At 46.8% G+C, this 24,938-nt stretch carries 25 protein-coding genes; 13 read left to right on the plus strand and 12 right to left on the minus strand.

From position 1 onward, the window contains the following. Positions 1–170 precede the first annotated feature (170 nt). The 5 genes from pnp (at position 171) to WH95_RS09015 (ending at position 4,730) form a co-directional block, all read left to right on the plus strand. Positions 171–2,288, plus strand: a complete 2,118-nt coding sequence (pnp, locus tag WH95_RS09000) for a polyribonucleotide nucleotidyltransferase (RefSeq protein WP_046505826.1) — start codon at positions 171–173, stop codon at positions 2,286–2,288. A gap of 162 nt (positions 2,289–2,450) precedes the next feature. After that, complete coding sequence (locus WH95_RS09005) at positions 2,451–3,206, plus strand: glycerophosphodiester phosphodiesterase family protein (RefSeq protein WP_046505828.1); 756 nt, start codon at positions 2,451–2,453, stop codon at positions 3,204–3,206. A gap of 111 nt (positions 3,207–3,317) precedes the next feature. After that, positions 3,318–3,626 (plus strand): DUF1272 domain-containing protein, encoded by a 309-nt coding sequence (locus tag WH95_RS20950; RefSeq protein ID WP_082114067.1) that lies wholly within the window; start codon positions 3,318–3,320, stop codon positions 3,624–3,626. Positions 3,627–3,701: 75 nt separating this feature from the next. Next, complete coding sequence (locus WH95_RS09010; RefSeq protein ID WP_046505830.1) at positions 3,702–4,319, plus strand: pyridoxamine 5'-phosphate oxidase family protein; 618 nt, start codon at positions 3,702–3,704, stop codon at positions 4,317–4,319. A 12-nt stretch (positions 4,320–4,331) separates the two neighbouring features. After that, positions 4,332–4,730, plus strand: a complete 399-nt coding sequence (locus WH95_RS09015) for a GFA family protein (protein ID WP_046505832.1) — start codon at positions 4,332–4,334, stop codon at positions 4,728–4,730. Positions 4,731–4,854: 124 nt separating this feature from the next. On the opposite strand, the gene gshB is transcribed toward WH95_RS09015, so the two are convergent. From gshB to rsmI, 5 genes are all read right to left on the minus strand, one after another. Continuing rightward, positions 4,855–5,799 (minus strand): glutathione synthase, encoded by a 945-nt coding sequence (gene gshB / locus WH95_RS09020; RefSeq protein ID WP_046505834.1) that lies wholly within the window; start codon positions 5,797–5,799, stop codon positions 4,855–4,857. A 22-nt stretch (positions 5,800–5,821) separates the two neighbouring features. Beyond that, positions 5,822–6,697, minus strand: a complete 876-nt coding sequence (locus WH95_RS09025) for a SirB1 family protein (protein ID WP_046505836.1) — start codon at positions 6,695–6,697, stop codon at positions 5,822–5,824. Between the two features lie 69 nt (positions 6,698–6,766). Further along, on the minus strand, positions 6,767–7,375 hold the full coding sequence (locus WH95_RS09030; RefSeq protein ID WP_046505838.1) for a BON domain-containing protein: 609 nt from the start codon (positions 7,373–7,375) through the stop codon (positions 6,767–6,769). A gap of 76 nt (positions 7,376–7,451) precedes the next feature. After that, complete coding sequence (locus WH95_RS09035) at positions 7,452–7,829, minus strand: YraN family protein (protein WP_046505840.1); 378 nt, start codon at positions 7,827–7,829, stop codon at positions 7,452–7,454. Continuing rightward, entirely contained in the window at positions 7,830–8,780 is a 951-nt protein-coding gene (gene rsmI, locus WH95_RS09040; protein WP_046505842.1) for a 16S rRNA (cytidine(1402)-2'-O)-methyltransferase, read from the minus strand. Between rsmI and WH95_RS09045 the strand changes: the two genes are divergently transcribed. The 5 genes from WH95_RS09045 to WH95_RS09065 all read left to right on the plus strand — a co-directional run bounded on the left by WH95_RS09045 (position 8,771) and on the right by WH95_RS09065 (position 15,742). Continuing rightward, positions 8,771–10,201, plus strand: coding sequence for a penicillin-binding protein activator (locus WH95_RS09045; RefSeq protein ID WP_157845924.1), 1,431 nt, complete (start codon positions 8,771–8,773; stop codon positions 10,199–10,201). The two genes, rsmI and WH95_RS09045, sit on opposite strands and share 10 nt — an antisense overlap. Positions 10,202–10,244: 43 nt before the next feature. Continuing rightward, complete coding sequence (locus WH95_RS09050) at positions 10,245–10,619, plus strand: ArsR/SmtB family transcription factor (RefSeq protein ID WP_204247750.1); 375 nt, start codon at positions 10,245–10,247, stop codon at positions 10,617–10,619. A gap of 107 nt (positions 10,620–10,726) precedes the next feature. Beyond that, positions 10,727–11,299 (plus strand): LemA family protein, encoded by a 573-nt coding sequence (locus WH95_RS09055; RefSeq protein ID WP_046505844.1) that lies wholly within the window; start codon positions 10,727–10,729, stop codon positions 11,297–11,299. Then, positions 11,296–13,242 carry a DUF2207 domain-containing protein gene (locus WH95_RS09060; protein ID WP_052741893.1) on the plus strand — a complete coding sequence of 649 codons (1,947 nt, stop codon included), beginning with the start codon at positions 11,296–11,298 and terminating at the stop codon, positions 13,240–13,242. The genes WH95_RS09055 and WH95_RS09060 overlap by 4 nt, the downstream gene beginning before the upstream one ends. A 118-nt stretch (positions 13,243–13,360) precedes the next feature. Continuing rightward, on the plus strand, positions 13,361–15,742 hold the full coding sequence (locus WH95_RS09065) for a heavy metal translocating P-type ATPase (RefSeq protein ID WP_052741894.1): 2,382 nt from the start codon (positions 13,361–13,363) through the stop codon (positions 15,740–15,742). A 21-nt stretch (positions 15,743–15,763) separates the two neighbouring features. Here the strand turns inward: WH95_RS09065 and WH95_RS09070 are convergent, their stop codons facing one another. From WH95_RS09070 to WH95_RS09100, 7 genes are all read right to left on the minus strand, one after another. Then, a complete protein-coding gene (locus WH95_RS09070; protein ID WP_052741895.1) occupies positions 15,764–16,615 on the minus strand; it encodes a phytanoyl-CoA dioxygenase family protein in 852 nt (283 codons plus the stop codon). A 26-nt stretch (positions 16,616–16,641) separates the two neighbouring features. Beyond that, positions 16,642–16,986, minus strand: coding sequence for a hypothetical protein (locus tag WH95_RS09075; protein ID WP_046505846.1), 345 nt, complete (start codon positions 16,984–16,986; stop codon positions 16,642–16,644). Positions 16,987–17,050: 64 nt separating this feature from the next. Further along, positions 17,051–17,572: a PAS domain-containing protein gene (locus WH95_RS09080; RefSeq protein ID WP_046505848.1), complete on the minus strand. Its 522-nt coding sequence runs from the start codon at positions 17,570–17,572 to the stop codon at positions 17,051–17,053. Positions 17,573–17,680: 108 nt separating this feature from the next. Further along, positions 17,681–18,904, minus strand: a complete 1,224-nt coding sequence (gene hemW, locus WH95_RS09085; protein WP_245622953.1) for a radical SAM family heme chaperone HemW — start codon at positions 18,902–18,904, stop codon at positions 17,681–17,683. 122 nt (positions 18,905–19,026) lie between these two features. Then, positions 19,027–19,671 (minus strand): RdgB/HAM1 family non-canonical purine NTP pyrophosphatase, encoded by a 645-nt coding sequence (gene rdgB, locus WH95_RS09090; protein WP_046505850.1) that lies wholly within the window; start codon positions 19,669–19,671, stop codon positions 19,027–19,029. A 20-nt stretch (positions 19,672–19,691) separates the two neighbouring features. After that, entirely contained in the window at positions 19,692–20,411 is a 720-nt protein-coding gene (gene rph, locus WH95_RS09095; RefSeq protein ID WP_046505859.1) for a ribonuclease PH, read from the minus strand. Positions 20,412–20,541: 130 nt separating this feature from the next. After that, positions 20,542–22,035, minus strand: coding sequence for an MFS transporter (locus WH95_RS09100; RefSeq protein WP_082114069.1), 1,494 nt, complete (start codon positions 22,033–22,035; stop codon positions 20,542–20,544). 172 nt (positions 22,036–22,207) lie between these two features. Between WH95_RS09100 and WH95_RS09105 the strand changes: the two genes are divergently transcribed. The 3 genes from WH95_RS09105 to grpE all read left to right on the plus strand — a co-directional run bounded on the left by WH95_RS09105 (position 22,208) and on the right by grpE (position 24,827). Further along, a complete protein-coding gene (locus WH95_RS09105; protein WP_204247751.1) occupies positions 22,208–22,909 on the plus strand; it encodes a helix-turn-helix transcriptional regulator in 702 nt (233 codons plus the stop codon). A 163-nt stretch (positions 22,910–23,072) separates the two neighbouring features. Further along, positions 23,073–24,104 (plus strand): heat-inducible transcriptional repressor HrcA, encoded by a 1,032-nt coding sequence (gene hrcA, locus WH95_RS09110; RefSeq protein WP_046506198.1) that lies wholly within the window; start codon positions 23,073–23,075, stop codon positions 24,102–24,104. A 78-nt stretch (positions 24,105–24,182) separates the two neighbouring features. Then, positions 24,183–24,827: a nucleotide exchange factor GrpE gene (gene grpE / locus WH95_RS09115; protein WP_046505863.1), complete on the plus strand. Its 645-nt coding sequence runs from the start codon at positions 24,183–24,185 to the stop codon at positions 24,825–24,827. Positions 24,828–24,938 lie beyond the last annotated feature (111 nt).

The following is a 24,938-nucleotide window of genomic DNA, read 5'->3' on the forward strand; positions in this document are numbered from 1 at the left end:
TCGCTAATCCATTTACAAGGCCATGATCTGAATAAGTTATTTGATGTTGTTTCGGGGGTCGGGGCAATATCAGGTCTGCGCCGGTCCTGCGCAAGCTGTTCAACAAAAATGGACAGCTTGCGTAGGCCCGGCAAAAGAAAGAAACCGGCCCGTGATAATAAGGAAAACTGATGTTTAACATCTACACGAAAGAAATTGAATGGGGTGGTCGTACCCTTAAGCTGGAAACAGGTCAGATTGCACGTCAGGCTGATGGTGCTGTATTGGCAACCTACGGTGACACTGTTGTGCTTTGTACCGCGGTTGGCGCACGTAGCGTAAAACCGGGTCAGGACTTTTTCCCACTGACTGTAAACTACCAGGAAAAAACATATGCCGCAGGTAAGATCCCTGGCGGCTTCTTTAAACGTGAAGCACGTCCATCTGAAAAAGAAACTCTGGTTTCTCGTCTGATTGACCGCCCACTTCGTCCTCTTTTTGCTGATGGTTACCTGAACGAAACTCAGGTTATCTGTACTGTTATCAGTCATGATCTTGAAAACGATCCAGATATCGTTGCTATGGTTGGTGCTTCTGCAGCCCTGACAATCTCTGGTCTTCCATTCCTGGGTCCAATTGGTGGTTGTCGTGTTGGTTACGAGAACGGTGAATATGTTCTGAACCCGCTCATGCAAGACTATGAGAACATGGACCTTGATCTTGTTCTTGCTGGTACACACGAAGGTGTATTGATGGTCGAATCAGAAGCGAAAGAGCTTTCTGAAGAAGTTATGCTTGGTGCGGTTGCTTATGGCCACGAGCAGATGATGCCTGTGATCAATGCAATCATCGAACTGGCTGAAGAGTGTGCAAAAGATCCTCGTGAACTTGCACCTGTTGATCCGGCTGTTGCAGCTGTTAAAGAAAAGCTGATTGCAGGTGGTATTCTTGATAAATTTGCAGAAGCCTATGGCGAACAGGAAAAGCTACAGCGTCAGGCAAATATTGCAGCTGTTAAAGAAGCTGCTTTGGAAGGATTGGAAGAAGACGAAGCTGCGATTGCTGGTGGTCTTTTCAAAAAGCTTGAAGCCGAAGTTGTTCGCGGCAGCATTTTAAAGACAAGCATGCGTATTGACGGTCGTAACACCAAACAGATTCGTCCGATTGTTGCTGAAGTTGGTAAATTGCCACTAACACATGGTTCTTCTCTCTTTACCCGTGGTGAAACACAGGCTCTTGTGACTTCTACACTGGGTACTGGTCAGGATGAGCAGATTATCGATCAGCTAGAAGGTAGCTATCGTGAGCATTTCATGCTGCATTATAACTTCCCTCCATACTCTGTTGGTGAAGCTGGCTTCCTTCGTGGCCCTGGGCGTCGTGAAATTGGTCACGGTAAGCTTGCATGGCGTGCGATTCACCCATTGCTGCCGTCCAAAGAAGACTTCCCGTACACAATGCGTGTTGTATCCGAGATCACTGAATCAAATGGTTCTTCTTCTATGGCGACGGTTTGTGGTTCTTCCCTTGCGTTGATGGATGCAGGTGTTCCGTTGAAATCACCAGTTGCTGGTATCGCGATGGGTCTTATTAAAGAAGGCGACGATTTTGCCGTTCTTTCTGATATCCTTGGTGATGAAGATCATCTTGGTGATATGGACTTTAAAGTTGCTGGTACTGAAAATGGTGTGACTGCCCTGCAGATGGATATTAAAATCACGTCCATTACACAGGAAATCATGAAGGTTGCTCTGGAACAGGCGCACGAAGGTCGTCTTCACATTCTGGGTGAAATGGCGAAAGCCCTTACATCTGGCCGTGAAGGTGTTTCCGAGCATGCTCCACGGATCACAACGTTCAGCATTCCAAAAGACAAGATCCGTGAAGTCATTGGTACTGGCGGTAAAGTTATCCGTGAAATCACTGAAGAAACGGGTGCGAAGATTGACATCGAAGACGATGGTACAATCAAGGTTGCTGCGGTTGATAAAGAAGCAGGTGATGCGGCTGTTGACTGGATCAAGTCAATTGTTGCCGAGCCAGAAGTTGGTGTTGTTTACGACGGTAAAGTCGTTCGCTGTGTTGACTTTGGTGCGTTCGTGAACTTCATGGGCGCCCGTGACGGTCTTGTTCATATTTCCGAGCTGGAAAATCGTCGTGTTGGCAAAGTGACTGACGTTGTAAACGAAGGTGACATGGTTAAGGTCAAATGCATCGGTATCGAGCGCGGTGGTAAGGTTAAACTTTCCATGAAACGTGTTGATCAGGAAACTGGTGAAGATCTGGAAGGTCAGGAAGACGAAGAATAAGTCTTCTGCCGGTTTGGATAAGCAAACAAACTGGACCTACTAAGCCATGCAAACTGGTAATTGACCTGTCATAAAAAGCAGGTATTAAGAAACGGACGATCCTGATTAGTGGTCGTCCGTTTTTTTATTCCGGCCAGCATGTTTAGTTAAGGGAGATGGAGAATGGCAAACGCCACTCCGCTTGTTACGTTGCCAAGAGTACAAGCCCATCGAGGAGCCAAGGGCGTTCGACCTGAGAACACGATGGCAAGTTTGCGCGAAGCTCTTGACCAAGGGGTGTGCTGGACTGAATTTGATGTGAAGCTGTCAAAAGACGGTGTGCCCATTATTTACCATGATCAGGATTTAAAACGGACGTCAGGTATTGATGCACTGGTCAAAGACCACAGCTTTGCCGAGCTGGGTGAATTTGAAGCCGGGGCCTGGTTTGATGAGAAGTTTCGTGGCGAGAAAATTCCTTCGCTAGAGGAATTTTTGCTGTTCCATATTGAACACAACCTTCACCCGAATATCGAGTTGAAACCATCTGATGGTGAAGAGGCGGAAACGTCTCGCAAAGTGGTTGAGCTTCTTGACAGAGTGTGGCCGAAACATTTGGATAAACCACTGTTCAGTTCTTTCAAGCTTAAGTCGTTGGAAGTTGTCCGGGATCTTGCGCCTGATCACCCCAGAGGTCTGTTGCTCTATGACGATATTACGGGGTGGCAGGAAAATGCGAAGCGATTGGAATGTTCGGCAATTCACTTGTGGCACAAGATGTATACGCCTGAGCTCGTGAATGAAATCAAGCAGGCTGGTTATGCGACAGCAACATATACGGTCAATGATGTGGACCGTGGGGTTGAGCTGGTCGCTATGGGCGTCGACAGCATTATTACCGATTTTCCAGGGGACATGATCGCGGCTATTGGTGACTAACCCAACCGGGTACTTTGGCAATAATTGATGCCTAAGTGGCATTTATTTTGTGTTCCTAGATGACCATAATTCTTTCAAATGAAATTGAGAATAGAATATGGGAATTTGAACATGCTTGAGCTTAGGCCGAATTGTGAGTGTTGTGATAAGGATCTTTTGCCAACAGCCACAGATGCGATGATTTGTACTTATGAGTGCACTTTTTGTCGCGACTGTGTGAATGAAATTTTAGAAAATGTCTGTCCCAACTGTGGTGGAGGTTTTGCGCCGCGACCAATTCGCCCGGCCACTGAATACCGTCAGGGATTATCCACTAAACACCAGCCCCCATCTAATACAAGAATTCATACAAAATACTCTAATGAAGAGTTGAAAGCATTTTCGGCTACTATAAAGTCTGTAAAACCAGAAGAGCGATAATCACGGCTTTGTTTTGAGGTTGTTTTGGGAATCGTTCTGTGACTTCGTCCCTTTTCCAAACAGGCTTATAACTTTATGTCTCACATTATTAAGACCGCCGAGGACCTCAAGAAAATTTATGGGGAAAGAAGCCCTCGTGCAGACCAAAAAGTACTGAAAAAGCTGGATAAGCACTGTCGTGCTTTTATTGCTAAATGTCCTTTTTTGGCCATGGCAACAAGTAGCCCGCAGTTAGGGGCAGATTGTTCCCCTAAAGGGGATGCACCCGGTTTTGTTAAAGTGTTGAGCGACACTCAACTGGCGATACCGGATCGCCCTGGCAACAACCGTATCGATAGTTTGTTAAATTTGATCGACAATCCGCAAATTGGCCTTTTGTTTATGATACCCGGGGTCAAAGAGACTTTGCGGATTAATGGTGTTGTGCAAATTTCTGTTGATCCGGAATTGTTAAGAGATCTGGCAGTGGATGGTAAAGAACCACGTTGTGCTTTTGTTGTGACGGTTCACGAAGCCTATATCCACTGTGCAAAGTCAATTATGCGGTCGGAAATCTGGAACCCCGATAAGGTTGTTGATCGAAAAGCTTTGCCATCAATGGGACGGATTTTGGCCGATCATGTTGCTGGTGGACTTGATGCGGATGAATATGATGCGACCATGGAAGAACGGTATCATAAAAGTTTGTATTAAGGGGGATTGGTAATGGATAAAAAGACCGGGTCTTGTCTTTGCGGGGATGTACAGTTTGTCATTATGGGTGATCTACGTGATTCCGTCGCTTGTCATTGTATCCAATGCCGTAAAACCAGTGGTCATTTTGTTTCTGCGACAGCAGTTTCCAAAGATGAGTTCAAAATTACAGTCGATAAGGGGCTGAAGTGGTATCACTCATCCAATCGTGCCCGGCGGGGCTTTTGTAACAACTGTGGGTCCAGTTTGTTCTGGGACCAAGAAGGCCGCGATCAAATGGGTATTATGAGTGGCACGATTGACGGAGAAACGGGGATCAAAACATCCAATCATATCTATGTCGCTAAAAAGGGAGATTATTATGATTTGGATGACGCGCTTCCGAAACACAAAACCTATCCGCAGAAATAGATGGTGCTGGTGGGTGGTCCGGTCATTACCTTCTAGGCAGCTTTTGGGGGAGAAGAAAACCTCATTCCGGTAGAGCTTTGCTGAGCATCAACCGGAATGAGTAATTGAATTGATAGAGGTATGACTATCTGTTCAATTTGCTTTCAATTGAATCCCAAATATCAGCTTCAAGGGACACATTATTGAAGCGATTGATTTCCTGAATTCCCGTAGGGGATGTGACATTGATTTCTGTCATATAGTCGCCGATTACATCAATACCAACAAAGATCAAACCGCGTTCTTTTAGGGTTGGGCCAATAGCGGCACAGATTTCGCGATCACGTTCTGTCAAACCAATTGGATCCGGGCGTCCACCCACATGCATGTTGGACCTTGCTTCGCCTTCTGCTGGTACGCGGTTAATGGCACCTGCTGGCTCTCCGTCAATCAGGATGATCCGTTTGTCCCCTTTACGCACATCTGGCAAATACAGTTGTGCGATAATGGGTTCGCGGTAGTGTTGTTCAAACAATTCAAAAACAGAATTCAGGTTTTCATCATCGGGCTTGATGTGGAAAACGCCTGCGCCGCCGTTTCCGTAGAGTGGCTTTACGATGATGTCTTTGTACTCTGTCCTAAAGGCTTTGATCTCGTCCAGATCGTTTGTGATCAGGGTTGGCGGCATGAGATCGGGGAACTCAGCAATGAAGAGTTTTTCGGGGCAGTTTCTGACCCAGCTGGGATCGTTGACGACAAGTGTTTTAGGGTGAACATGATCCAGCAAATGCGTTGCTGTAATATAGGACATGTCAAATGGCGGATCCTGACGCATCAGAATCACGTCAATTGTGGAGAGATCGATAACTTGGGCGTCCCCAAGTGTTGCGTGGTTGCCTTGCTCTCGCCTGAATTCAACGGGGCGGCATTTAGCATAAACCTGTGATCCTTTCATTGAAAGATCTTTTGGCAGGTAATGGTACAGTTTGTAACCACGTTTTTGTGCCTCAAGGCCCAAGATGAAAGAGCTGTCGCCATTGATGTCAATGGTTGATACGGGGTCCATCTGGATGGCAACGGAGAGTGTCATGAGGTCATTTTCCCTAAGTCGATCAGTTCAGTTGTGCTTTCAGTTTCTGAAGCATATGAGACGCTTCCATCAGACCTCTGTGGTCTTCTTCGATAAGTAGATAGTGTTCCAGAGTATCAATTGCAGCAAGAATGTTATTTAAAAATGCCTGCAGCATTCCTGTTTCACGCCATATGGCAGGTTCTTTCGGGGCAATAAGGAGCATTCTTTCAAGAACCTTTAGTGCTTTTTCCGGTTCTTCTGCCTCGATTAAACGGACTTTTATATTATTTTGAAGTCGTAAGAGAATGTTTCTGTTACTGACTGATTGAGTGAATTCCGCCCGTAGTTCGGCCTGATCACTCATAAAGCTTTTCAAGGTCGCGCGTAACCAAGGTGTGTCGCGAACCTTTCCGCGTTCAAAGGGGTCAATAATGACATGTTTTTTTCTGTAAGAAATTCGCACCAGAAAATGCCCGGGAAAATTCAATCCGGTAGCAACTAAGGGCTGTTCAAGATTTAATGAACGTATGATGTGAAGATAAAGAATTCCCAAAACGATGGGCAGACCCTTGCGTCGTTCTATGACAGAAATCAGGTTTGCATTTTCCAGACTGTCATAGGTTTCAGTATCCCCTTTATAACCCTGGATATCGTAGAGTACGGTTTCTATCGTGGTAAGAATATCATTAAGTGCAAGTTGATCCACAGACTCGTTTATCTGAAGTAGTATATCGTCTGTCTGCTGCACCAGATTGGCCAGGTGATCTCTGTAGCGATCAATGCTATTGGACTGCCGTTCATGTGCCGCGATTAACAGCGCTGTTTCTGATATTGAAATATCGTCATCGTCTGCCAGACCAACATTTTTCAGATGGTGGTTAATATCAGCGGGGGATAGCGATGTACGATGTAACATTTATCTTTTTTATTTTCAAAGCGGCGGTAAAGATAAATATTACCGCCGCATATGGTCATTTGAACAGGCTTATTGTGTCCTGGAAGGGTCGTCTTTTAATGTGACATAACTGACAACACGTTTAACGTAATCAATATCCTTTGCGTGTGCGATTACGCGGTTCACTTCCTGTTGATTTTGAGCGATGCCAAGCAGGTAAACACTTTGGTTAACCGTATCAATATTGTAGTTTATCGAAGTGATTTCCTTGTCGAACAATAGAACCGTTTTTAATTGTGTATTAATCCACACGTCCCGTGCATAGTCGGTGATGCCACTGTCGTTATTAACTTCGATCTCGTTAATGACTTCGCGAACCCCGTTTGCTTTCCAGGCTTCACGTACAGCAATGATACGGTGTTCCGGCAGTTCAACATTACCGCTGAGTAATACTTTGCCTTCATTAACCTGAATATTCACTTTCCTGAAAATAGAGACGTTTTCCCGTAGAAAAAGATCATTTATTTCAAGTTGAATTTGCACATCGGTCACAGCGTTTTGAAAGGAACGTTCTTCTGCGGCAGTATTTGCGGCAACAGCACCGGCACCAATAACCGCACCTGTTGTGCTGCAACCGCTTAATGTTGCGATTCCGATGAAAGCCAATGTAAGTTTAAATACTATCCCCACCTTGGACATGCTGAAATTACTCCTGTTTATAACCTGATCCTTAGTTTTGGGATCTGTAATTCTGTCAGTATCTTTTACGGCTTGTTCAATGAACGTGCCATGCATTTTTAATGTGATAGGGAAAAACTGTGGCACCAATAAGAACGGCATCAAATCGTTTGTCAAAATCCTGATAAAAAGGATTTTGTTTCAGAAAATACTCTGCGGCGTGAATGATCCGCCTTTGTTGTTTTTGATGTATTGCTTGTGAGGCTGTTTCCAGATTTTTTCTTTTTTTAATTTCCAAAAAACATATCAGTGATTTCTTCTTTGCAATCAGGTCAATTTCTCCGACCTTGGTTTTATAGTTACGGGCAAGAATTTGATAGCCTTTGCATCGTAAATATATTGCTGCAAATGTTTCTGCATAACGGCCAGTCCTATAGCTGTTCTTTTTGATCTTTTTTAAAAAGAAATCAGACATTCAGTTATCTTTGGAAAGTTCTAGGGCGCGTTGATAAACTTTCTTTTTTGGCAGGCCCGTGGCGGTACTTATCAAAGCAGCAGCATCCCTGAGCGAATTGTTTTCCATGGCACTTCTGATTTGATCATCAAGATCCTGTTCACTTAGCACATCCGATTGTACGCTGCTTTGTCCAACAACTATCACAATCTCACCTTTGGGGTTACCAACCTCTGCATAGTGTTCTGACAGGTCTTTCAGGTTTCCGCGTCGTATTTCTTCGAATTTTTTCGTCAATTCCCGTGTAACAGCTGCGGGACGATTCCCAAGAACGTCGTACATATCTGCCAAAGATCCAGCCAATCGATGGGTAGATTCGAAAAATATAAGTGTTGAAGGAATCGAGATCAGTTCTCTCAAGGCCTTACAACGTGCTCCGGTTTTGTTGGGAAGAAAGCCGTTGAAGAAAAACCGGTCCGTTGGCAATCCGGATAAAACAAGTGCGTTAATTGGGGCTGAAGCACCAGGAATGGATGTTAAGGCAATGCCTTCTTCGTGGGCGCTATTGGCCAGTTTATACCCAGGATCTGATATCAAAGGGGTTCCTGCATCAGAAACCAAGGCCACGACATTGCCTTTTTTTACCTTTTCAATAAGCTTTGGTCTTACCTTGTCTGCGTTATGTTCGTGATAAGCCACCAACGGGGCCGTAAAGCCAAAAGCTTGGGCGAGCTTTTTGGTGACACGCGTGTCTTCGCAGGCGATAAGATCAGCGGCGGCCAGAATTTTTTTTGCGCGGTCCGTAATATCCCCCATGTTGCCGATTGGGGTGGCAACGAGGTAAAGTGCTGGTTCGGGTTTATCGCTGCTTAGGGCAGGTCGACTGTTGGCTTGTTCCTCGGTAAGTGTTTTATTGGTCCCATCGGACTTGGTAACAGGATGATTTTGAGAGGATGATTGTTTTGAGCTCAACGTTGGCAACTTTCTTTGTTGTAAAAGGCATGGGTATTGGCCGTCGGCTTGTTTCCCTACCAGCGATCATCTTGTTTTCTGTTCTGATCTCTGGTTGTCAGACAACCATGAAAAAGGGGCCAGATGCAACGGCAGAAACCCCAAAGGTTGAAGAAAGTCAGCCAGATTCTGTTGAAAATACTGTTGAGCCAGAAGTAACTGAGCCTGAAATAATTGAAGAAGTCGAACCCTTTGCAGATATTGATACCGCAGAAACTGTTGTGATCACGGAAAGAAGAACAAAGGTTGGATTTCTTTTACCTTTGACTGGTCGGCACAAGGCTATCGGTGAATCTCTGTTGAATGCGGCGCAACTTGCCTTGTTCGACGTATCCGGAGAGAAATTTGACCTAGTTGTTCGCGACACTGCGGGAACGCCGACGGGCGCGCGAACCGCAATGGAATCATTGGTTGCTGAACAGGTTGATTTGGTTATTGGACCGCTTTTTGCGACGTCAGTTTCTGCCATTACACCCTTGGCTCGACAGGCGGGAATCAATGTTCTTTCATTTTCGAATGATCAGGCCGTTGCGGGTGATGGTATCTATGTTCTGGGCCTGACACCGGAAGAACAAATCAGACGCGTTGTCGATTATGCGGCCTCTCAGGGAATTCGCCGGGTTGCTGTTTTTGCTCCCGATAATGACTATGGTCGCCGGATTGTGAGCGCCTTACAAATCCAATCATACGGTTCGGGCGTGGAATTGACACGCTTGGGCTTTTTTAATCCGTCAGACCCAGATCTGGAAGATAAAGTAAAAGCCATTGCGAACTATGATGCACGTCATCAGTCTTTATTGGGTCACAAAGCAGCCCTGAAGTCCCGGGGTGATGCGGCTTCGCAAAAGGCGCTTGCCCGGCTTCGGGGTCGCGATACACTTAATCCCCCAAATTACGAAGCGATCATTATTCCAACTGGCGGCAAGCAGTTGCTGACGATTGCGCCGTTGCTCAATTATTACGATGTTGATCCCAATCAGGTGAAATATCTTGGTACCGCATTGTGGGATAATCCTAAACTTGGGCGTGAGCCAGCATTGGTCGGTAGCTGGTATGCGGCTCCCTCTCCGGTACACTGGGAAAATTTTAAAGATCGTTACAAGGTACTATATGGCAAGACGCCGCCACGTATTGTGACACTTGCTTATGATTCAGTTGCTCTTGCTGCCGTCATTGCTCGTCAGGCTGAAAGTCAATCCACGGCTGTGAACTACTCCAAGAGTTTGCTGACCAACTCACAAGGCTTTGCAGGTCTTGATGGTGTTTTCCGCCTGCATGCTGATGGACGAAGTGAACGTGGTTTGGCAATCCTTTCGCTAGAACGTGATTTGATTAATGTTGTCGACCCTGCACCAGCAAGTTTTACGCCTTTGGTGAACTGATTATAAGTGATGCTGTTATCAAGGGATCATTGAAAGTAGAGCTGTGGCTATAGAAGATCATCAAAACTGCCAACCTGTTGTTTCCGGTGTGTCGGGGGAAGAAAGCTGTTGTCAGGGACTGCCTGCACTTGGAAATAGCGGCATTGAAAACCTGAGCAACATTTTCAAGACTTTGGGGGATGAAGGTCGGTTACGGTTATGTCTGTGCTGTTTTCAAAACCCTTGTTCTGTGAGCGAACTTTCAGAGGCTACGGGGCAATCTCAGTCCTTGACCAGTCATAACCTGCGCCATCTAAGAGATGCGCGTATATTGGTGTCTAAAAAAGTAGGTCGCCACGTTCACTATGAATTAGCCGATGATCATATTCGTCATGTTATTGCCGATATGGCACATCACGTCCTGGAAGATCACGATTAAAACCAAGCCAAAGCAGTAACTCTGCAACAATTGATACAAAATACCCGCTAGCAGCTTTTCATAGGCACTGTATAGTAGGGCAGATTTAATTCTATTACGGATTGTAGATGCCCTCTTCGTTTCTTTTTTTTCTTCTTGTCATTGGCATGCCTGTCCTCGTGATCCTGTGGGGTATTTTCGCCTACAACCGACTGGTAAAATACCGCCAACAGGTTTCCGAAGGATGGAGCGGTATTGATGTTCAGCTGAAAAAGCGGAGCAACCTTATCCCCAATCTGGTTAAGGTTGTGAAGGGGTACGCAGCACACGAAAAATCAACATTGACCGAAGTTACGGAATTAAGGGCTCAGTGCGTGAGTTCTGTGGGGAACAGTGTCGATCAACGAGGCAAGGTCGAAGGGGGTCTTGCCTCCGCTTTAACCAAACTGCTCCTGGTCGCAGAAAATTACCCGGATCTAAAGGCGGATAATAATTTCCGAGATCTTCAGTCCACGCTGACCGAAGTGGAAAATGATATTGAAATGGCACGTCGATATTATAACGGGGCCGTACGCTTGATGAACGTCTCTGTTGAAAGCTTTCCAAGTAATTTAGTCGCAAAACAGTTTCATTTTACGCGCGCAGAGTATTTCCAATTGGAAAACCCGGCTGACCGACAGGCACCAGGAGTAAAACTATGAACTATAAGATCTTTCGCAACTGGAATCTTGTTAATCTACTATTTGGTTTTCTGCTGGTTTTGGCCCCTTCTGTTGTGCTCGCGGATGAGCGAATTAAACTCTTTGTCTCGGACATTGTAGTACGTGAAGACAGTAGCCTAAAGGTGACCGAAACGATAACGGTCCGTGCGGAAGGACAAAATATCCGACGTGGTATCTATCGAGACTTTCCGACGAAATATGAAATCCAGGGTAAGCGCTATTCTGTCGGTTTTATTCTTGTTTCTGTCAAACGGGATGGCCGGAATGAACCCTATCATACCGAAAACTTAAGTAATGGTATGCGCATTTACATGGGGCGGTCTGATTATTTCCTGCCTGTCGGTGAATATACCTATGAAATTACTTACATCACCGATAGACAGCTAACGCATCTGGAAACGATGGATGAACTGTACTGGAACGTGACTGGTAATGGTTGGGAATTTCCGATCGATAAAGTTGTTGCCAATGTTTACCTGCCACGTGGGGCTGAGGTTTTACAATCTATCGGCTATACAGGATACTTCGGCGATGATGGTGGGGACTATCAGTCATCACTTAGAACTGATGGTGTGTCCTTTGAAACAACGCGACCTTTGTCTGCGAGTGAAGGTTTGACGATTGCGGCGGCCTGGCCAACGGGTTTTGTCTATGTGCCGGATAGTTATGAACAAGCACAGTATTATCTGGAAGATAACGCCAGTTTTTTGATTGGCCTTGTGACGCTGGTTATAGTCACGGTCTATTATGCCGTAGTCTGGTTTCTTGCAGGTCGTGATCCGGCCGCTGGCATTGTTATCCCACTTTTTGAAGGTCCGAAAGGTATTTCACCTGCTGCTGCGGGGTATCTTAGTCATCTTGGTTTTCGAAAGGGTTACAGCAAAAAAACAGCCTTTGTCGTCGCGCTGACAAGCTTGGCAACAAAGGGCTATATAACGATCGACCAAAGCAAGAGCGATTATACACTACTGCGAACAGAAAAAGATGATCTTGATAGCCTGCCACGAGGTGAATGGACGATTATTGATCGGTTACTGCCCGATCCCGGTGATGAATACAAGTTGAAGCGAAAATATGATTCCAGATTTGCGTCTGTTGTGGATTCCTTTGGTGGGGAAGTCAGCAGTGAGTATGGGTCGGGTTATTTTACGGCAAACACCGGTAAATGGTTGATCGGGTTTTTGATCGGTCTTGGCGGTATTATTATGTCATTAGCCTATGCCGGGGGTGACCTTATCATTCCGGCTCTCTTTTTCATGGCATTTTTTGGTATTTTTTCAGGGATTGTTTTGCCACCTTTATGCAGGGCTCTATCGGGAAAAATGGAAAAATCTGGATTATCCAAAAACATTGCCGCACTCTTGCCCCTGAGTATTTTTCTGGTGATCCCCTATTGCTCATTGTCTGTAGGGGAATTGGTTACGGATCAAGCTTTCTCAGCTGAAAATTACAGTGTTGTTCTTTTGATTTTTACCGTCACGCTGGTTTTTAGTTATTTGATGGAAGCACCAAGTATCAAGGGACAAAAAATTCTCGATCAGCTGGAAGGCTATAAACTCTATCTTTCTGTTGCAGAAGGCGAACGATTGGAAGCCATTGGTCCAGAACCTGATTTTAATGAGCATGTATTTGAAGAACATCTGTCCTTTGCCATGGCTCTTGGGGTCGAAGATCAATGGTCGCAGAGGTTACAAAATTATCTCACAGTGATGAATCAGGCGCCAATGGATTATAAGCCTCGCTGGTACAGTGGGGATTCTTTTTCCCGAAGTTCAAGCTCTATTGCCAGCGGGCTGACAAGTGGCATCGGACATACAATTTCTTCTGCCTCTAGCCCCCCGAGTTCTTCGTCCAGCAGTTCGTCAAGTGGCGGTGGCTCTTCTGGCGGTGGCGGTGGCGGCGGCGGTGGCGGTGGTTGGTAAACATACTGCTGATACAGTATTCAAATTTAGTTCTTTGAATATTAAAGGTGTATGCCCTTGACTTAATCCATATATGATCATATTTTCATATGAAATATTTTTCATATATGGATTTGCTATGACACAAACAATTCTGTTTATTGATCATATGCCCGAGGCTGAAAGCTGTGGGGATTGTCGAGACCGTATTGGCAAACGGCTTGAGGCGCTACCCGGGTTGTCATCTTTCGAGGTTTCCCGCAAGGCAATATCCTGGGCCGGTGGTGATGATATCAAGGATGCGATTGTTACCGTCATAGCGGAAATGAAAGATCTGCATCATCACATGGCCTGGACAATCAGCGGTATGGACTGTCCAAGCTGTGCAAAATCAATCGAAAAAGCTGTTGATCGATTGCCGGGTATTCATGCCGCGCGAATTTCTTTTGCGCGAGAACGCCTTAATACAGATTTTAACCCGAAGGAAGTTTCGCAAGATGACATCCAAAAGGTTGTCACGGGCTTGGGGTTTGGACTCACGGAAGTTGGCGATGGCAGTACAAACACAGTTGAAAGAAAATCTAGTTGCTGTTCTTCTTCGCAAACTGTGGATCAATCATCCAAAGCAAGCTTTACCGGTGATGTAAATGGTCATTTTGACAAGCTAAAGGCATTCTTGGGTGGTAGTACTGGTAAGGTGCTGATTGCGGGCGTTGCTTTTTTTATTGCTGTTGGGCTGGCGCAGTTTAACCCGGTGAATGCACGTTTATATTATAGCGCGGCTGCTTTGATCGGGCTGGTTCCGATTTTTCTCAATACGTTAAGAGCTATTCGTTTTGGTCAGTATTTTGGGATCCAAACCCTGATGACTGTTGCGGCGATCGGGGCTTTGTTTCTGGGGGAAGCCTTAGAGGCATCTATGGTTCTGTTCCTCTTTTTAATCGGTGAAGCTCTGGAGCAGCGCGCCGCGAATAAAGCGCGTGAAGGTGTGACACTTTTGCTTGATTTACAGCCCAAAGTCGCCCATCTGGTTCAAGGAAACCATCGTCAGGAAATATCTGTAGAAGATCTGTCTGTTGATGATGTGATTGAGGTGCGTCCGGGCGAGAGATTACCGGCCGATGGGATTGTTCTCAATAGTATGGCTGTATTGGATGAGTCAGCCTTGACGGGTGAATCTATCCCCCGAAACCGAGACGTTAATGAGGCTGCCCAGGCTGGATCTCTTGTTCTTGAAAAATTGACCACCTTTCGGGTTACGTCAGAAGCTGGTGACAATACGCTGGATCGTATTATCAGACTGATCGAAGAATCAGAAGAGCACAAAGCCCCGGTTGCCCGCTTTATTGACCGCTTTTCGTCATGGTATACGCCCGCGATGATGGGCGTTTCATTACTGGTTGCTGTGATTCCCCCGCTACTTTTCAACGGCGTTTGGGAAGCCTGGATATACAAAGCACTGACACTGCTCATTATTTCCTGTCCTTGCGCCTTGGTTATTTCTGTCCCGGCAGCGGTGACATCATCCCTTGCGGCTTCTGCGCGTCGCGGGTTGTTGATCAAGGGGGGTGCTGCGCTGGAACTATTGTCCCGGGCTAAAACCATGGCCTTTGATAAAACCGGAACGCTTACAGAGGGCAAGCCACAGGTTACGGATGTTGTTGCACAGGGTGATGCCGCAGAGATGGTTCGGTTAACAGCAGCAGTTGAGAGAGGATCAAGCCACCCCTTGGCAGAAGCTGTCGTTCGTTATGCTGAAGATCAGGGAATTGACATTCCGGCTGTGACCGATGCGCAATCCATAACAGGAAAAGCAGCCCAGGGACAGGTAGAGGGGCGTAACATTGCTGTCGGATCGACGGATTATTTTGCAGAACAGCTGGCTGGTGATGCAAATATCTATGCGCAGGCCCAGGAGCTTTTGGCACAGGGTAAAACAGTTGTTGTTGTGACCGTTGATAAGGCACTTGCCGGGATTCTGGCGTTGCGGGATGAGCCACGTGCAGAAGCCAGGGATACCTTGAAGCAATTGCAGCAATTGGATATTGAAACGATTATGCTGACCGGGGATAACCCGAAAACGGGTAAAGCCTTGGGGGGAGAATTGGGGCTTGCTGTAAAAGCCGGTTTGATGCCTCAGGACAAACTTCGGGAAATTGACCAGCTACGGTCAAAAGGTACCGTTGTGATGGTTGGCGATGGCATAAATGATGCCCCTGCCCTGAAAGTTGCTGATGTTGGCATTGCAATGGGGGGCGGTACCGATGTTGCGCTGGAAGCGGCTGATATTGCGTTAATGCAAAACAAGCTAGAGGACTTGCCCGCCTTGATTCGCCGCGGTCGGCAGACAATGTTGAATATTCATCAGAACGTCGCTCTGGCGCTGGGGCTGAAGGGAATCTTTTTGCTGACGACTCTGTTTGGTGTGACAGGACTTTGGATGGCCGTGTTGGCTGATACGGGGGCAACAGTGTTGGTGACCCTGAACGCTTTGCGGTTATTGCGAAGTTCCTCGGATTAAGCCTGTGGTTTGATCTCGGGCTTATGATGTGGTCACAAAGCCTTTGGGCAGGTCAGCGATGTGTTTGTATTTTTCAAACTGTTCAAAGATAAGATTCAGGCGCTCTTTCGGAACCGGTGGATGTTTGGGGTCCAGCAGAGGTTCACAAAGGGGATCCAGCGCTGCATTTTGAAACTCGAGGGAGAGACTTAGCCTTGGCGTTTGGGCGTTCCGATGACTTCGGCCGCCCCAGTGATAGAGATCCTGTCGCCACCCCAGCACCGAACCTGCTTTGGCAGGTAGACAGAGAATATCCTGTAGCGCGACTTCTGATGGTGTGGTAACCGGAGTGTCGTAATTCTGCTCACAGCTTAGCGGTAAAATGGACATACAGCCGTTTTCTGGTGTTGCATCTGTTAGGGGGATCCAAAGGCTCAGGGAAACCAGCATTTCCTGACCATAGAGTTCTATTACGGATTGATCGGCACTATCTCTGTGTGGTGACCAGCCCTTCGCTTTGCCCGGCTCAATATACCAGGCCCAAAAGTGAGGAAGTACACTGTAATTTTCCCCAAGGAAATTTTGTAGGAGTACGCGCAGACGGAAAAATAACTCCCAAGTTTCATTATAGAGGTAAATAAACGCCTGTGGCAGGTTGCGGCTATGAAGTCTTTCCATCGCCTGACGCAGGGGGAGAATATCCTGTTCTGTAAAGATGCTTTGGCAATTGAGGTATCCATCTTGCCATAAAGATTCAGAAACGTCTGACAATAGAGCATCATTAATGACTTGCAGAGGAAGTGCAGTAAGGGGGGCAGAGCTGATCGTAAGCTGTGGATTGAGATCGCGCCAAAAGGAAATGCTTTTAAGCTGCTCTTTGGTAATGTGATCCACAGTCCTGTCCTGTATAAAAGTGCCGGTTACTTATTGATGTGCTGAGCCAGCGCAGCATCAAGAACGGCGGATGCCATGGCCCGCGCCGTATCTTCCAACAGCTTTCCGTCATCAGCCTTTGGCCCTGCCAGCTTTTCAAGCCTGTAATCTTCCGGGAGATCCTCAATTCCCGCGGCCTTTACATCCGGATGCTCTTTCAGTTCGGCAATCAGCGAAATACAGCCCTTCCACTTATGGGTCAGGGTTTTGATAACACGGTCTTTATCAAGCGCAATTTCTTGCCACTTATCCGCTGTGTCCAGATCCTCAAAACCGGGTCTTTTTGCGGCTTGTTGATAAATAACGGCGGCGGCTTTTTCCAAGTGTAACATGCATAAATCCTCTATTTAATGCCTTGTCTCATCTGTTTGATGATCAGGCAAGTCTTGTATAGAGCTAAATATTCGATGTTGAGTGGCGTGATGCTTCGAAATGTCCTTCGGGGGAAAGAAGAGAATAGCAGTAGGTCATAAAATACGATGGTGAATCTTCCGGTGCTGCATTATTTTGGGCAAAGGGAAGAATCAGACGTAAATAGTGACAGGTTTCCAGTTCTTTATAGAAGATTTTCCATATCTGGGGGATGCCTGCTTCAAAGGTTATTTTAAACTCTTCAAAATGTTCCTGATAGATTTCACTTGGTGTGCCATCCAGAATGCTTTTACCGCGAAGATCTTCGTTTGAAGAGGAGGAAATCTCTGTACCATCAAGGCGGTATATAAAATCCAGAGGATTTTTCTGAATCTCAACAACGCAAAAGCGCCCAAGGTGTTTACGGTACCGCAGCGGATCTATCTCGTTTTTATAGGGATTGCCCTGAGCAGGTTTATGATCTTGCCATATCTTCAGAACGCGGAGAATTTCATCAGGCGCATCCGAAAAATCTATAAGTGAAGAAGCATAGTCATAATTGGGCATGGCTATTTCTGGAATGATTCAGGCGGATTGTCAACGCGGATAAAATGATATTTTCACTGCAAAGATTCCTGCTAAACTTTTGGCGGAATTACAGGTTTATGTCTTTGATTATGCCAAAAGATAAGAAAGGACGCTGTTTAATCGGGTTCTACCTTCACTTGTGGCCGCTATTCTGACATCGTCCAGGAACAGCAAGCCTTCTTGTTCAAGCTGCTCAATCTTTTTTTGCTCAATCAGATTTGTCAGATCCTGACCGGTTTCGTTACAAAGATCCGCTCGTTTTATGCCTTCGCTCAGGCGCAATCCCATCATCAGCATTTCTTCAAAACGTTCCGTATCCGAAATAGAATCATAGGTGCGTGTCGCATGGCCCGCCTGTTCAACCGTGCTAAGCCAGATTTCCGGGGCTCTGTGCTGTCTTGTCGCGATTTTTTTTCCCAAAGATGAGCTGTCTGTCAGAGTCAAGCGCCCGTGTGCGCCGGGGCCGATGCCTATATAATCGCCGTATTTCCAATATGTTAGGTTGTGACGGCTTTCTTCCCCGGGATGGGCATAGTTCGATATTTCATAGTTCGGCATGCCATGCCGGGTCATAACATCATTGGTAATATCGTAAAGCTCGGCAGCTGTATCAGGGTTAAGCTCTTTGAACTCTCCCCGACGGCGAGCACCGTGGAACGGCGTGTTCTCTTCGATTGTCAATTGATAGAGAGAAAGGTGTCTGGTGCCTTCTGCAAGTGCCCGTTTGAGTTCCTCTTGCCAACTCTGTTTATTCTGTTCTGGCCGGGCATAGATCAGATCAAAGGAAAAACGTTCAAAGTTCTGTCGGGCAACGTCAATGGCCTTAAGAGCTTCGGCTGCGGAATGTTCGCGCCCCAAGAACTGGAGATCCTGATCATTAAGCGATTGAATCCCCAAAGATATGCGATTGATACCTGCTTGCGCGAAGGCAGCGAATTTATTCGATTCAACAGATGTCGGGTTGGCTTCCAGCGTGATTTCAAGATCGTTGTGACAGGGCCAGTGTTTTCGAATTCGCTGTATCAAAGCTTCGGCAGTTTCCGGCGCCATAAGAGACGGGGTGCCCCCGCCAAAAAACACCGAGCTGACAATTCTGCCTGTACCACCGGAAGCTTTTAATAATTGGGCATAGTGATCAAGCTCTTGTAGCAGGGCAGCCCGCCATCGTTCCTGAGAGACTTCTTCACGAACGTGACTGTTAAAGTCGCAGTAAGGGCATTTTTTCAGGCAAAAAGGCCAGTGTATATAGATACCAAATCCGCGTTGCGCGGCAGCTGGTATATATGAGGCAGTACTTGTTGTGTTGCTCAAAACACTGGCCTTTTAGAAATCAGTTAAAAACCAGACATAACCCAGCTCATAAAAGCCATGGTCCGTTTTGCCCGGCCACCCGGTAAGCCAACTTAGCACAGTTTCGTCGGTATATTGGCGGTTTAGGCCTTTGAGGCAAACTTTTCAGCAACAAGAAGGGCAAAGGCCCGGGCGCGATGGCTCATGGAATGTTTCCGTGCGGGGTCCATTTCCCCAAAGGTGATTGTCTCGCCTTCGGCCTGAAAAATAGGGTCATACCCAAAACCCTGTAAACCCCGTGCCGGATGGACAATCGTGCCATCAACGCGGCCTTCGAAAACTTCTGTTGTGCCGTCAGGCCAGGCAAGGCAAAGGGCGCAAACGAAGTAAGCCGCGCGTGTATCGTTTCCTGTCTCAGCGGCTTTTTGCAGTTCTTCTTCAACCTTTTCCATGGCCAAAGAAAAATCCTTTTCAGGGCCTGCCCAACGCGCAGAGTAGATACCGGGATCACCATTGAGAGCAACCACCGCCAGACCACTGTCATCTGAAAGAGCAGGCAGACCAGATCCCTTTGCAGCGGCCAGTGCTTTTATTTCTGCATTTGCTGCAAAGGTTTCCCCGTCTTCGACAGGTTCAGGCAAGCCGAGATCTCCGGCTGAAATAACATCTACGCCGTATGGGGTCAGAAGCTCTGCTATTTCGCGCAGCTTTCCCGGATTATGGCTGGCAAGAACAAGTTTGCCATCCCGCAACGTTTTTTCAGGGTGTGTTTTGTCAGCCTGAGTCATGGCCTTGTTTCCTGTTTGTCTTATTCGCCTGCTATTGCTTGCTTCTGTAGCTCTACAAGTTCGGATACGCCCTTTTCCGCAAGATCAAGCAGCGCATTGAACTCGTCACGAGAGAAAGGCTTTTCTTCGGCTGTGCCCTGGATTTCGACAACGCCGAGACTACCGGTGAGGACGAAATTTGAATCAGCCTGGGCATTGGAATCTTCGGGGTAATCGAGATCCAGAACGGGTGTCCCTTCGAAAATACCGCATGAAATGGCTGCAACATGGTCTGTCAGCGGAATTTCTTCGATCATGCCAAGCTTTTTCATGTGCTGGAATGCCAGATGAAGGGCAACAAAGCCACCCGTTATGGAAGCCGTACGTGTGCCGCCGTCGGCCTGTAGGACATCACAGTCAATTTTGATCTGACGTTCACCAAAACCTGACATATCGGCAACTGCACGTAGGGAACGACCAATCAAACGCTGGATTTCCTGTGTACGGCCTGATTGTTTACCGCGTGCAGCTTCCCGGCTTGAGCGGCTGTGGGTCGCGCGGGGGAGCATACCGTACTCGGCAGTGATCCAGCCTTTACCGGAGTTGCGGAGCCAGGGCGGCGTGCTGTCTTCGACAGATGCGGTGCAGAGCACATGCGTATCGCCGAACTTGATCAGACAGGAACCTTCGGCGTGCTTGCTGAAGTTGGTTTCAATGGTGACCTGACGCATTTGGTCAGGAGTACGGCCTGATGGACGCATGGTATGCCCTCGATATTAATAGATGTTGGGCGGAAGCTACCTTATGGCGTCCAGTACGTCCAGTGACATTGATCAGGTGTGTTCCATCCCTCGTTTGTGATCTGATTATCTTGTTGATTTATCTAGAATATCATAGGGGTTCTGGAGCCGTGCTCAATAGATCCTTTTGCGTATCTTTGTTTTTCAATTTGATTAGATAGATTGACAAGAGCGTGGCAAGTATGAGCACAGGGAAAAAGATGGCGTGAACCCAATAGGATGTTTGTTCGATAATCTCCGGGCTGGCTCCTTCGCTGAAACCGATTATGGCAGCTGGAATACCCGCAATGGCTGGACCCAAAGCGCCGCCACACATTTGCAAGGTCGGAATAGCGCCTGATCTTTTATCCTGTTCATCACTCGGTCCTGATTCAATGATGACAGAGGACAAGTCTGCCCAGAAAATACCAAAACCTGCACCAGCTAAGAATATCGCGATACTCAGGGACCATAGCGGCCCGCCATAGAGAAAATGGGCTATACCATAAAAGCCAAGGAATGCTGTGAAAACTCCTGTTGGAATCAGATAGAGCCGCCAGTTGTTATTCTGGGGAAGTTTAGCACAGGCCATGGCTGCGAGGGACCAGGATATGGATTCCAGCGCAACCATAAAACCTGCGGATAGGGGCGAGAAGCCGTGGGTTTTTTGTAAAATATAGGGGCCATAAACCATAAAGGATATGGAAGAGACCATGGCCAGAAAGATAACAGTAATTCCGGTGCCCGCAACGGTGAAAAGGCTGAGGCCACGTTTGGGGAGTAGAGAAGAAGCAGACCTCTTGTCCCGGTATAAAAGGTAACCCAGTAAGGATAAGCCAACGATTAAAAACGCAACTGCGTATTCGGGCTCTCTGTTGCCCATCGCAATGATCAATACTGCTGATCCCAGCAAACCAAGTCTGAAGAAAGGCAAGGGTGATTTGGGTTTGGAGTCTTTAGAAGTTTCAATTTCTTCTTTTTTAGGAAAACTGGATCTGATGAGAATGATAAACAGGATTGCACAGGCCGTCATGATGTAGAAACCTGCCCGCCATCCAACGGTTTGGGCAAATATACCGCCTGCTAGAGGACCGCCAACCGAAGCAATGCCCCAGACGGCAGATTCCATTGCAAACACAGTCGGCCAGAGATGGCGGGGAAAAAGATCTGCGATGACCGTATAGCAGCTGGCAAGAACCAGCCCTCCACCGATCCCCTGAACAGCGCGAGAGAATAAGAACAGTTCCATTGAGGGGGAAAGGCTGATTAGCAGAGAGCCGACAGCAAAGACTGAACCACCGATTGTCATAATGGCACGGCCACCAATTCTGGTTTTTGTTGTACCCGCTGAAAGCGACGCAATCATTGCTGCTGTGGTATAGAGTAAAGCTGACCAGTTAATGAACTCGAGTCCATTAAGGTCATCAACAGCAGAGGGTAACAGTGTTGAGGTGATGAGACTGTTTAAGGCATAAAGGGCCACGCCCATGCAAACGATGACCAAGTGCAAAATGTTCTGTGGGGTCATCTTTGACTTGCGAGTTGAAGAATCTGGATTATTCGCAGAATTTGATACAGTGCTATTTTCTGGCTCAGAGTTAGGCATGGTGTAAACCTTAAATAAAAAAGTATTTTCTTTTCTTATTAAGTTTGTAATTCAGATAATTAAAAAAGCAAATACTTTTTTTAATTGATTTAATAGACTATACTCTATTCCTATGCGGAAAAATGAAAAGACAGAAGATGCCATTCTCGCTCTATTGAAGGCGAGGGGAGCTATGCAAGCCGTTGATTTAGCGGACGAATTATCAATGACGGCTGTTGGTATGCGTCAACACCTCAAACGGATGCATTCTGAGGGTATGATTCAGAAAGCAGCAGAGGAAAGAGCTTCTGCTTCTGCTGGGGCTGGAAGGCCTGCTGCCAGTTGGGAATTAACAGCTGAGTCACATAATACCTTTGGCGATTCCCATGCATTGCTTACAAAAGATCTAATCGAGAGTACCCGTGCTGTGTTCGGAGATCAGGGCCTTGATCAGTTGGTGAGCTATCGTGAACAACAGACACTCAAAAATTATACCGAGGCACTGACAGAGGCGTCCTCGCTTGAGGCCAGAGTACAGAAACTCGTCGAACTACGAGAAAAAGAAGGATACATGGCCTCGGCTGAAACGGATAATGACGGTGGTTTCCTCTTTATTGAAAACCACTGCCCTATTTGTACGGCGGCAACCATTTGCCAAGGCTTTTGTCGGGCAGAGCTATCTATTTTCAGAGCTGTTCTTGGGCCGGACGTGAATGTCGAACGCGCTGAATATCTATTAGAAGGTGGACGGCGTTGTAGCTATCGTATTCGACCAAAGAGTTCCGAGCTATATATTAAGTCCGAAGACGTTGATGATGATAAAAATGATGATCAACAGAGGGCTGATACTGAGAATTCTCGCCCACAAGCGCGGTATTTAATCATAGAAGACTAAATGGCCGAACGTTGACCCACACATTGACTGGGACTATTCGGCTTACTAAATTATCACTATGCAAATAGGTGGATAAGGATCGCTTATTTAACGGTAATGGAATTCAAAGGATAATTCTGTGAAATTTAATGAGACATCCCTGATATCCGGTGCAATTGCTGGTATGAACGATCGCTCTCGCGAGATTTTCCGTCTGGTGGTTGACGCCTATGTTGAAACCGGGGAGCCCATCGGGTCCCGAACACTATCACGCAAGCTGGGTATGGAACTGTCGCCCGCTACAATTCGTAATGTCATGGCTGACCTAGAGGATATGGGGCTTCTATTTGCCAAGCATACTTCTGCGGGGCGGTTACCAACAGATGTGGGGCTGCGACTTTATGTAAACGGTTTGCTGGAACATGGAAATCTTAGCAAAGACGAACGCAGTCAGATAAAAGCACAATGTGCAGCGGGTGGAAAATCTATGCCCCAGCTGTTGGAAGAGGCAACGGGGATGTTATCCGGCCTTTCCCAGTGTGCAGGATTGGTTGTTGCCCCTAAATTATCTGAGCCTTTAAAGCATATCGAATTTGTTTCTCTTGCGCCCGGACGGGCCTTGGTCGTACTGGTCTCTGATTCGGGATCGGTTGAAAACAGGGTTGTTGATATTCCCCTGGGGCTGCCACCCTCTGCCCTTGTCGAAGCGTCTAACTTTTTGGCTGCACGCCTGGTCGGGCGAACACTGGAAGAGGCAATTCAGGAGATTCAAACCGAGCTTAAAGAACATCAGGCGATGTTGGACCAGTTGTCTCAGAAAGTTGTCGAATTAGGACTTGCAACCTGGGCAGAGGATATCAATGGCAGCTCGAATGGCGCATTGATTGTCAGAGGACAGGCCCAGTTGCTTGAAGATATAAATGCCCTTGAAGATTTGGAAAGGGTACGCCATCTATTCTCTGCATTGGAAAAACGAGAGTCTCTTGTCCGTTTGTTGGAAATGACAAAAACGGCAGAGGGTGTTCAGATCTTTATCGGGTCTGAGAATGAATTGTTTGCCCAAGCGGGGTGTTCTGTAGTAATGGCACCTTATAAAAATACTCGGCAACAGGTTGTCGGGGCGATTGGCGTTATTGGTCCAACACGGATTGATTATGCCCGCATCATCCCGATGGTGGATTATACCGCCAAAATCCTTGGCCGAATGGTTGGATAAAAGTCGTTGGATAAACAGGGCTGAAATCTTGTGAAGTCCAGAAACTGGTAACTTAAAGAGAAGATTGGTTAGCGGAAAATGTCCGAAACGGAAAAACAAAATCCGGAAGAGAATGTTGTGGCTGAAGATCAGATTCCTGATGATCTTGTAAATGAAGAAGCAGCCGATGAAGCGACCGTTGATACAGCGTCTGCCGCTGAAGAAGCAAAGTCAGATGCCGTAAGAGTTGCTGAACTGGATGCACAGAATGCACAGTTGACTGACAAGCTGTTACGTACGATGGCGGATATGGAAAACCTCCGCAATCGAACGCGTCGTGACAAAGAAGACGCGATTAAGTATGCGCCGCAAAAGCTGGTGACAGATCTGATCGGTGTAATGGATAATCTTCAGCGTGCTCTGTCTGCCGTTTCCGAAGAAGCAGCAGAAGGAAATGAAGATCTTAAAACACTTCGTGACGGTGTAGAAATGACCAACCGCGAAATGCTCAAGGTTTTTGAAAAGCACAATATCACTGAAGTAGAAGCGATGGGGGCCCGCATGGACCCACATAGCCATGAAGCTTTATTTGAAATCCCCGATCCTTCCCAGCCAGAGGGAACAATTGTACAGGTTATCCAGCCTGGTTTCCGCCTACATGATCGCTTGTTGAGGCCTGCACGTGTTGGCGTTGCCAAAGGCGGCCCGGTTGCGGGTGCAGAAAAAGTGGATACAACAGCTTAAACCTTTGCGCTGTTTAACGTCAGAAAGCCGGTACTTTTGTGCCGGCTTTTTTGTTCGGGATGTCCCTTCCTGTAATTGGTTTACGGGTTGGAAATTTATGATAGGGAATTC

Origin of the sequence: Kiloniella litopenaei (genome assembly GCF_000982415.1) — a bacterium.
Lineage (GTDB): Bacteria > Pseudomonadota > Alphaproteobacteria > Kiloniellales > Kiloniellaceae > Kiloniella > Kiloniella litopenaei.

Bases quoted from the DNA above. Each gene is read 5' to 3' on its own strand.
- WH95_RS09015 (WP_046505832.1), top strand. From the start codon at position 4,332: ATGGATAAAAAGACCGGGTCTTGTCTTTGCGGGGATGTACAGTTTGTC.
- WH95_RS09035 (WP_046505840.1), bottom strand. From the start codon at position 7,829: ATGTCTGATTTCTTTTTAAAAAAGATCAAAAAGAACAGCTATAGGACT.
- grpE (WP_046505863.1), top strand. From the start codon at position 24,183: ATGTCCGAAACGGAAAAACAAAATCCGGAAGAGAATGTTGTGGCTGAA.
- gshB (WP_046505834.1), bottom strand. From the start codon at position 5,799: ATGACACTCTCCGTTGCCATCCAGATGGACCCCGTATCAACCATTGAC.
- WH95_RS09080 (WP_046505848.1), bottom strand. From the start codon at position 17,572: ATGCCCAATTATGACTATGCTTCTTCACTTATAGATTTTTCGGATGCG.
- WH95_RS09005 (WP_046505828.1), top strand. From the start codon at position 2,451: ATGGCAAACGCCACTCCGCTTGTTACGTTGCCAAGAGTACAAGCCCAT.
- rdgB (WP_046505850.1), bottom strand. From the start codon at position 19,671: ATGACTCAGGCTGACAAAACACACCCTGAAAAAACGTTGCGGGATGGC.
- WH95_RS09060 (WP_052741893.1), top strand. From the start codon at position 11,296: ATGAACTATAAGATCTTTCGCAACTGGAATCTTGTTAATCTACTATTT.
- WH95_RS09025 (WP_046505836.1), bottom strand. From the start codon at position 6,697: ATGTTACATCGTACATCGCTATCCCCCGCTGATATTAACCACCATCTG.
- WH95_RS09010 (WP_046505830.1), top strand. From the start codon at position 3,702: ATGTCTCACATTATTAAGACCGCCGAGGACCTCAAGAAAATTTATGGG.
- WH95_RS09030 (WP_046505838.1), bottom strand. From the start codon at position 7,375: ATGTCCAAGGTGGGGATAGTATTTAAACTTACATTGGCTTTCATCGGA.
- hrcA (WP_046506198.1), top strand. From the start codon at position 23,073: ATGAACGATCGCTCTCGCGAGATTTTCCGTCTGGTGGTTGACGCCTAT.
- WH95_RS09075 (WP_046505846.1), bottom strand. From the start codon at position 16,986: ATGTTACACTTGGAAAAAGCCGCCGCCGTTATTTATCAACAAGCCGCA.
- rph (WP_046505859.1), bottom strand. From the start codon at position 20,411: ATGCGTCCATCAGGCCGTACTCCTGACCAAATGCGTCAGGTCACCATT.
- WH95_RS20950 (WP_082114067.1), top strand. From the start codon at position 3,318: ATGCTTGAGCTTAGGCCGAATTGTGAGTGTTGTGATAAGGATCTTTTG.
- WH95_RS09105 (WP_204247751.1), top strand. From the start codon at position 22,208: ATGCAAGCCGTTGATTTAGCGGACGAATTATCAATGACGGCTGTTGGT.
- WH95_RS09055 (WP_046505844.1), top strand. From the start codon at position 10,727: ATGCCCTCTTCGTTTCTTTTTTTTCTTCTTGTCATTGGCATGCCTGTC.
- pnp (WP_046505826.1), top strand. From the start codon at position 171: ATGTTTAACATCTACACGAAAGAAATTGAATGGGGTGGTCGTACCCTT.
- WH95_RS09065 (WP_052741894.1), top strand. From the start codon at position 13,361: ATGACACAAACAATTCTGTTTATTGATCATATGCCCGAGGCTGAAAGC.
- WH95_RS09100 (WP_082114069.1), bottom strand. From the start codon at position 22,035: ATGCCTAACTCTGAGCCAGAAAATAGCACTGTATCAAATTCTGCGAAT.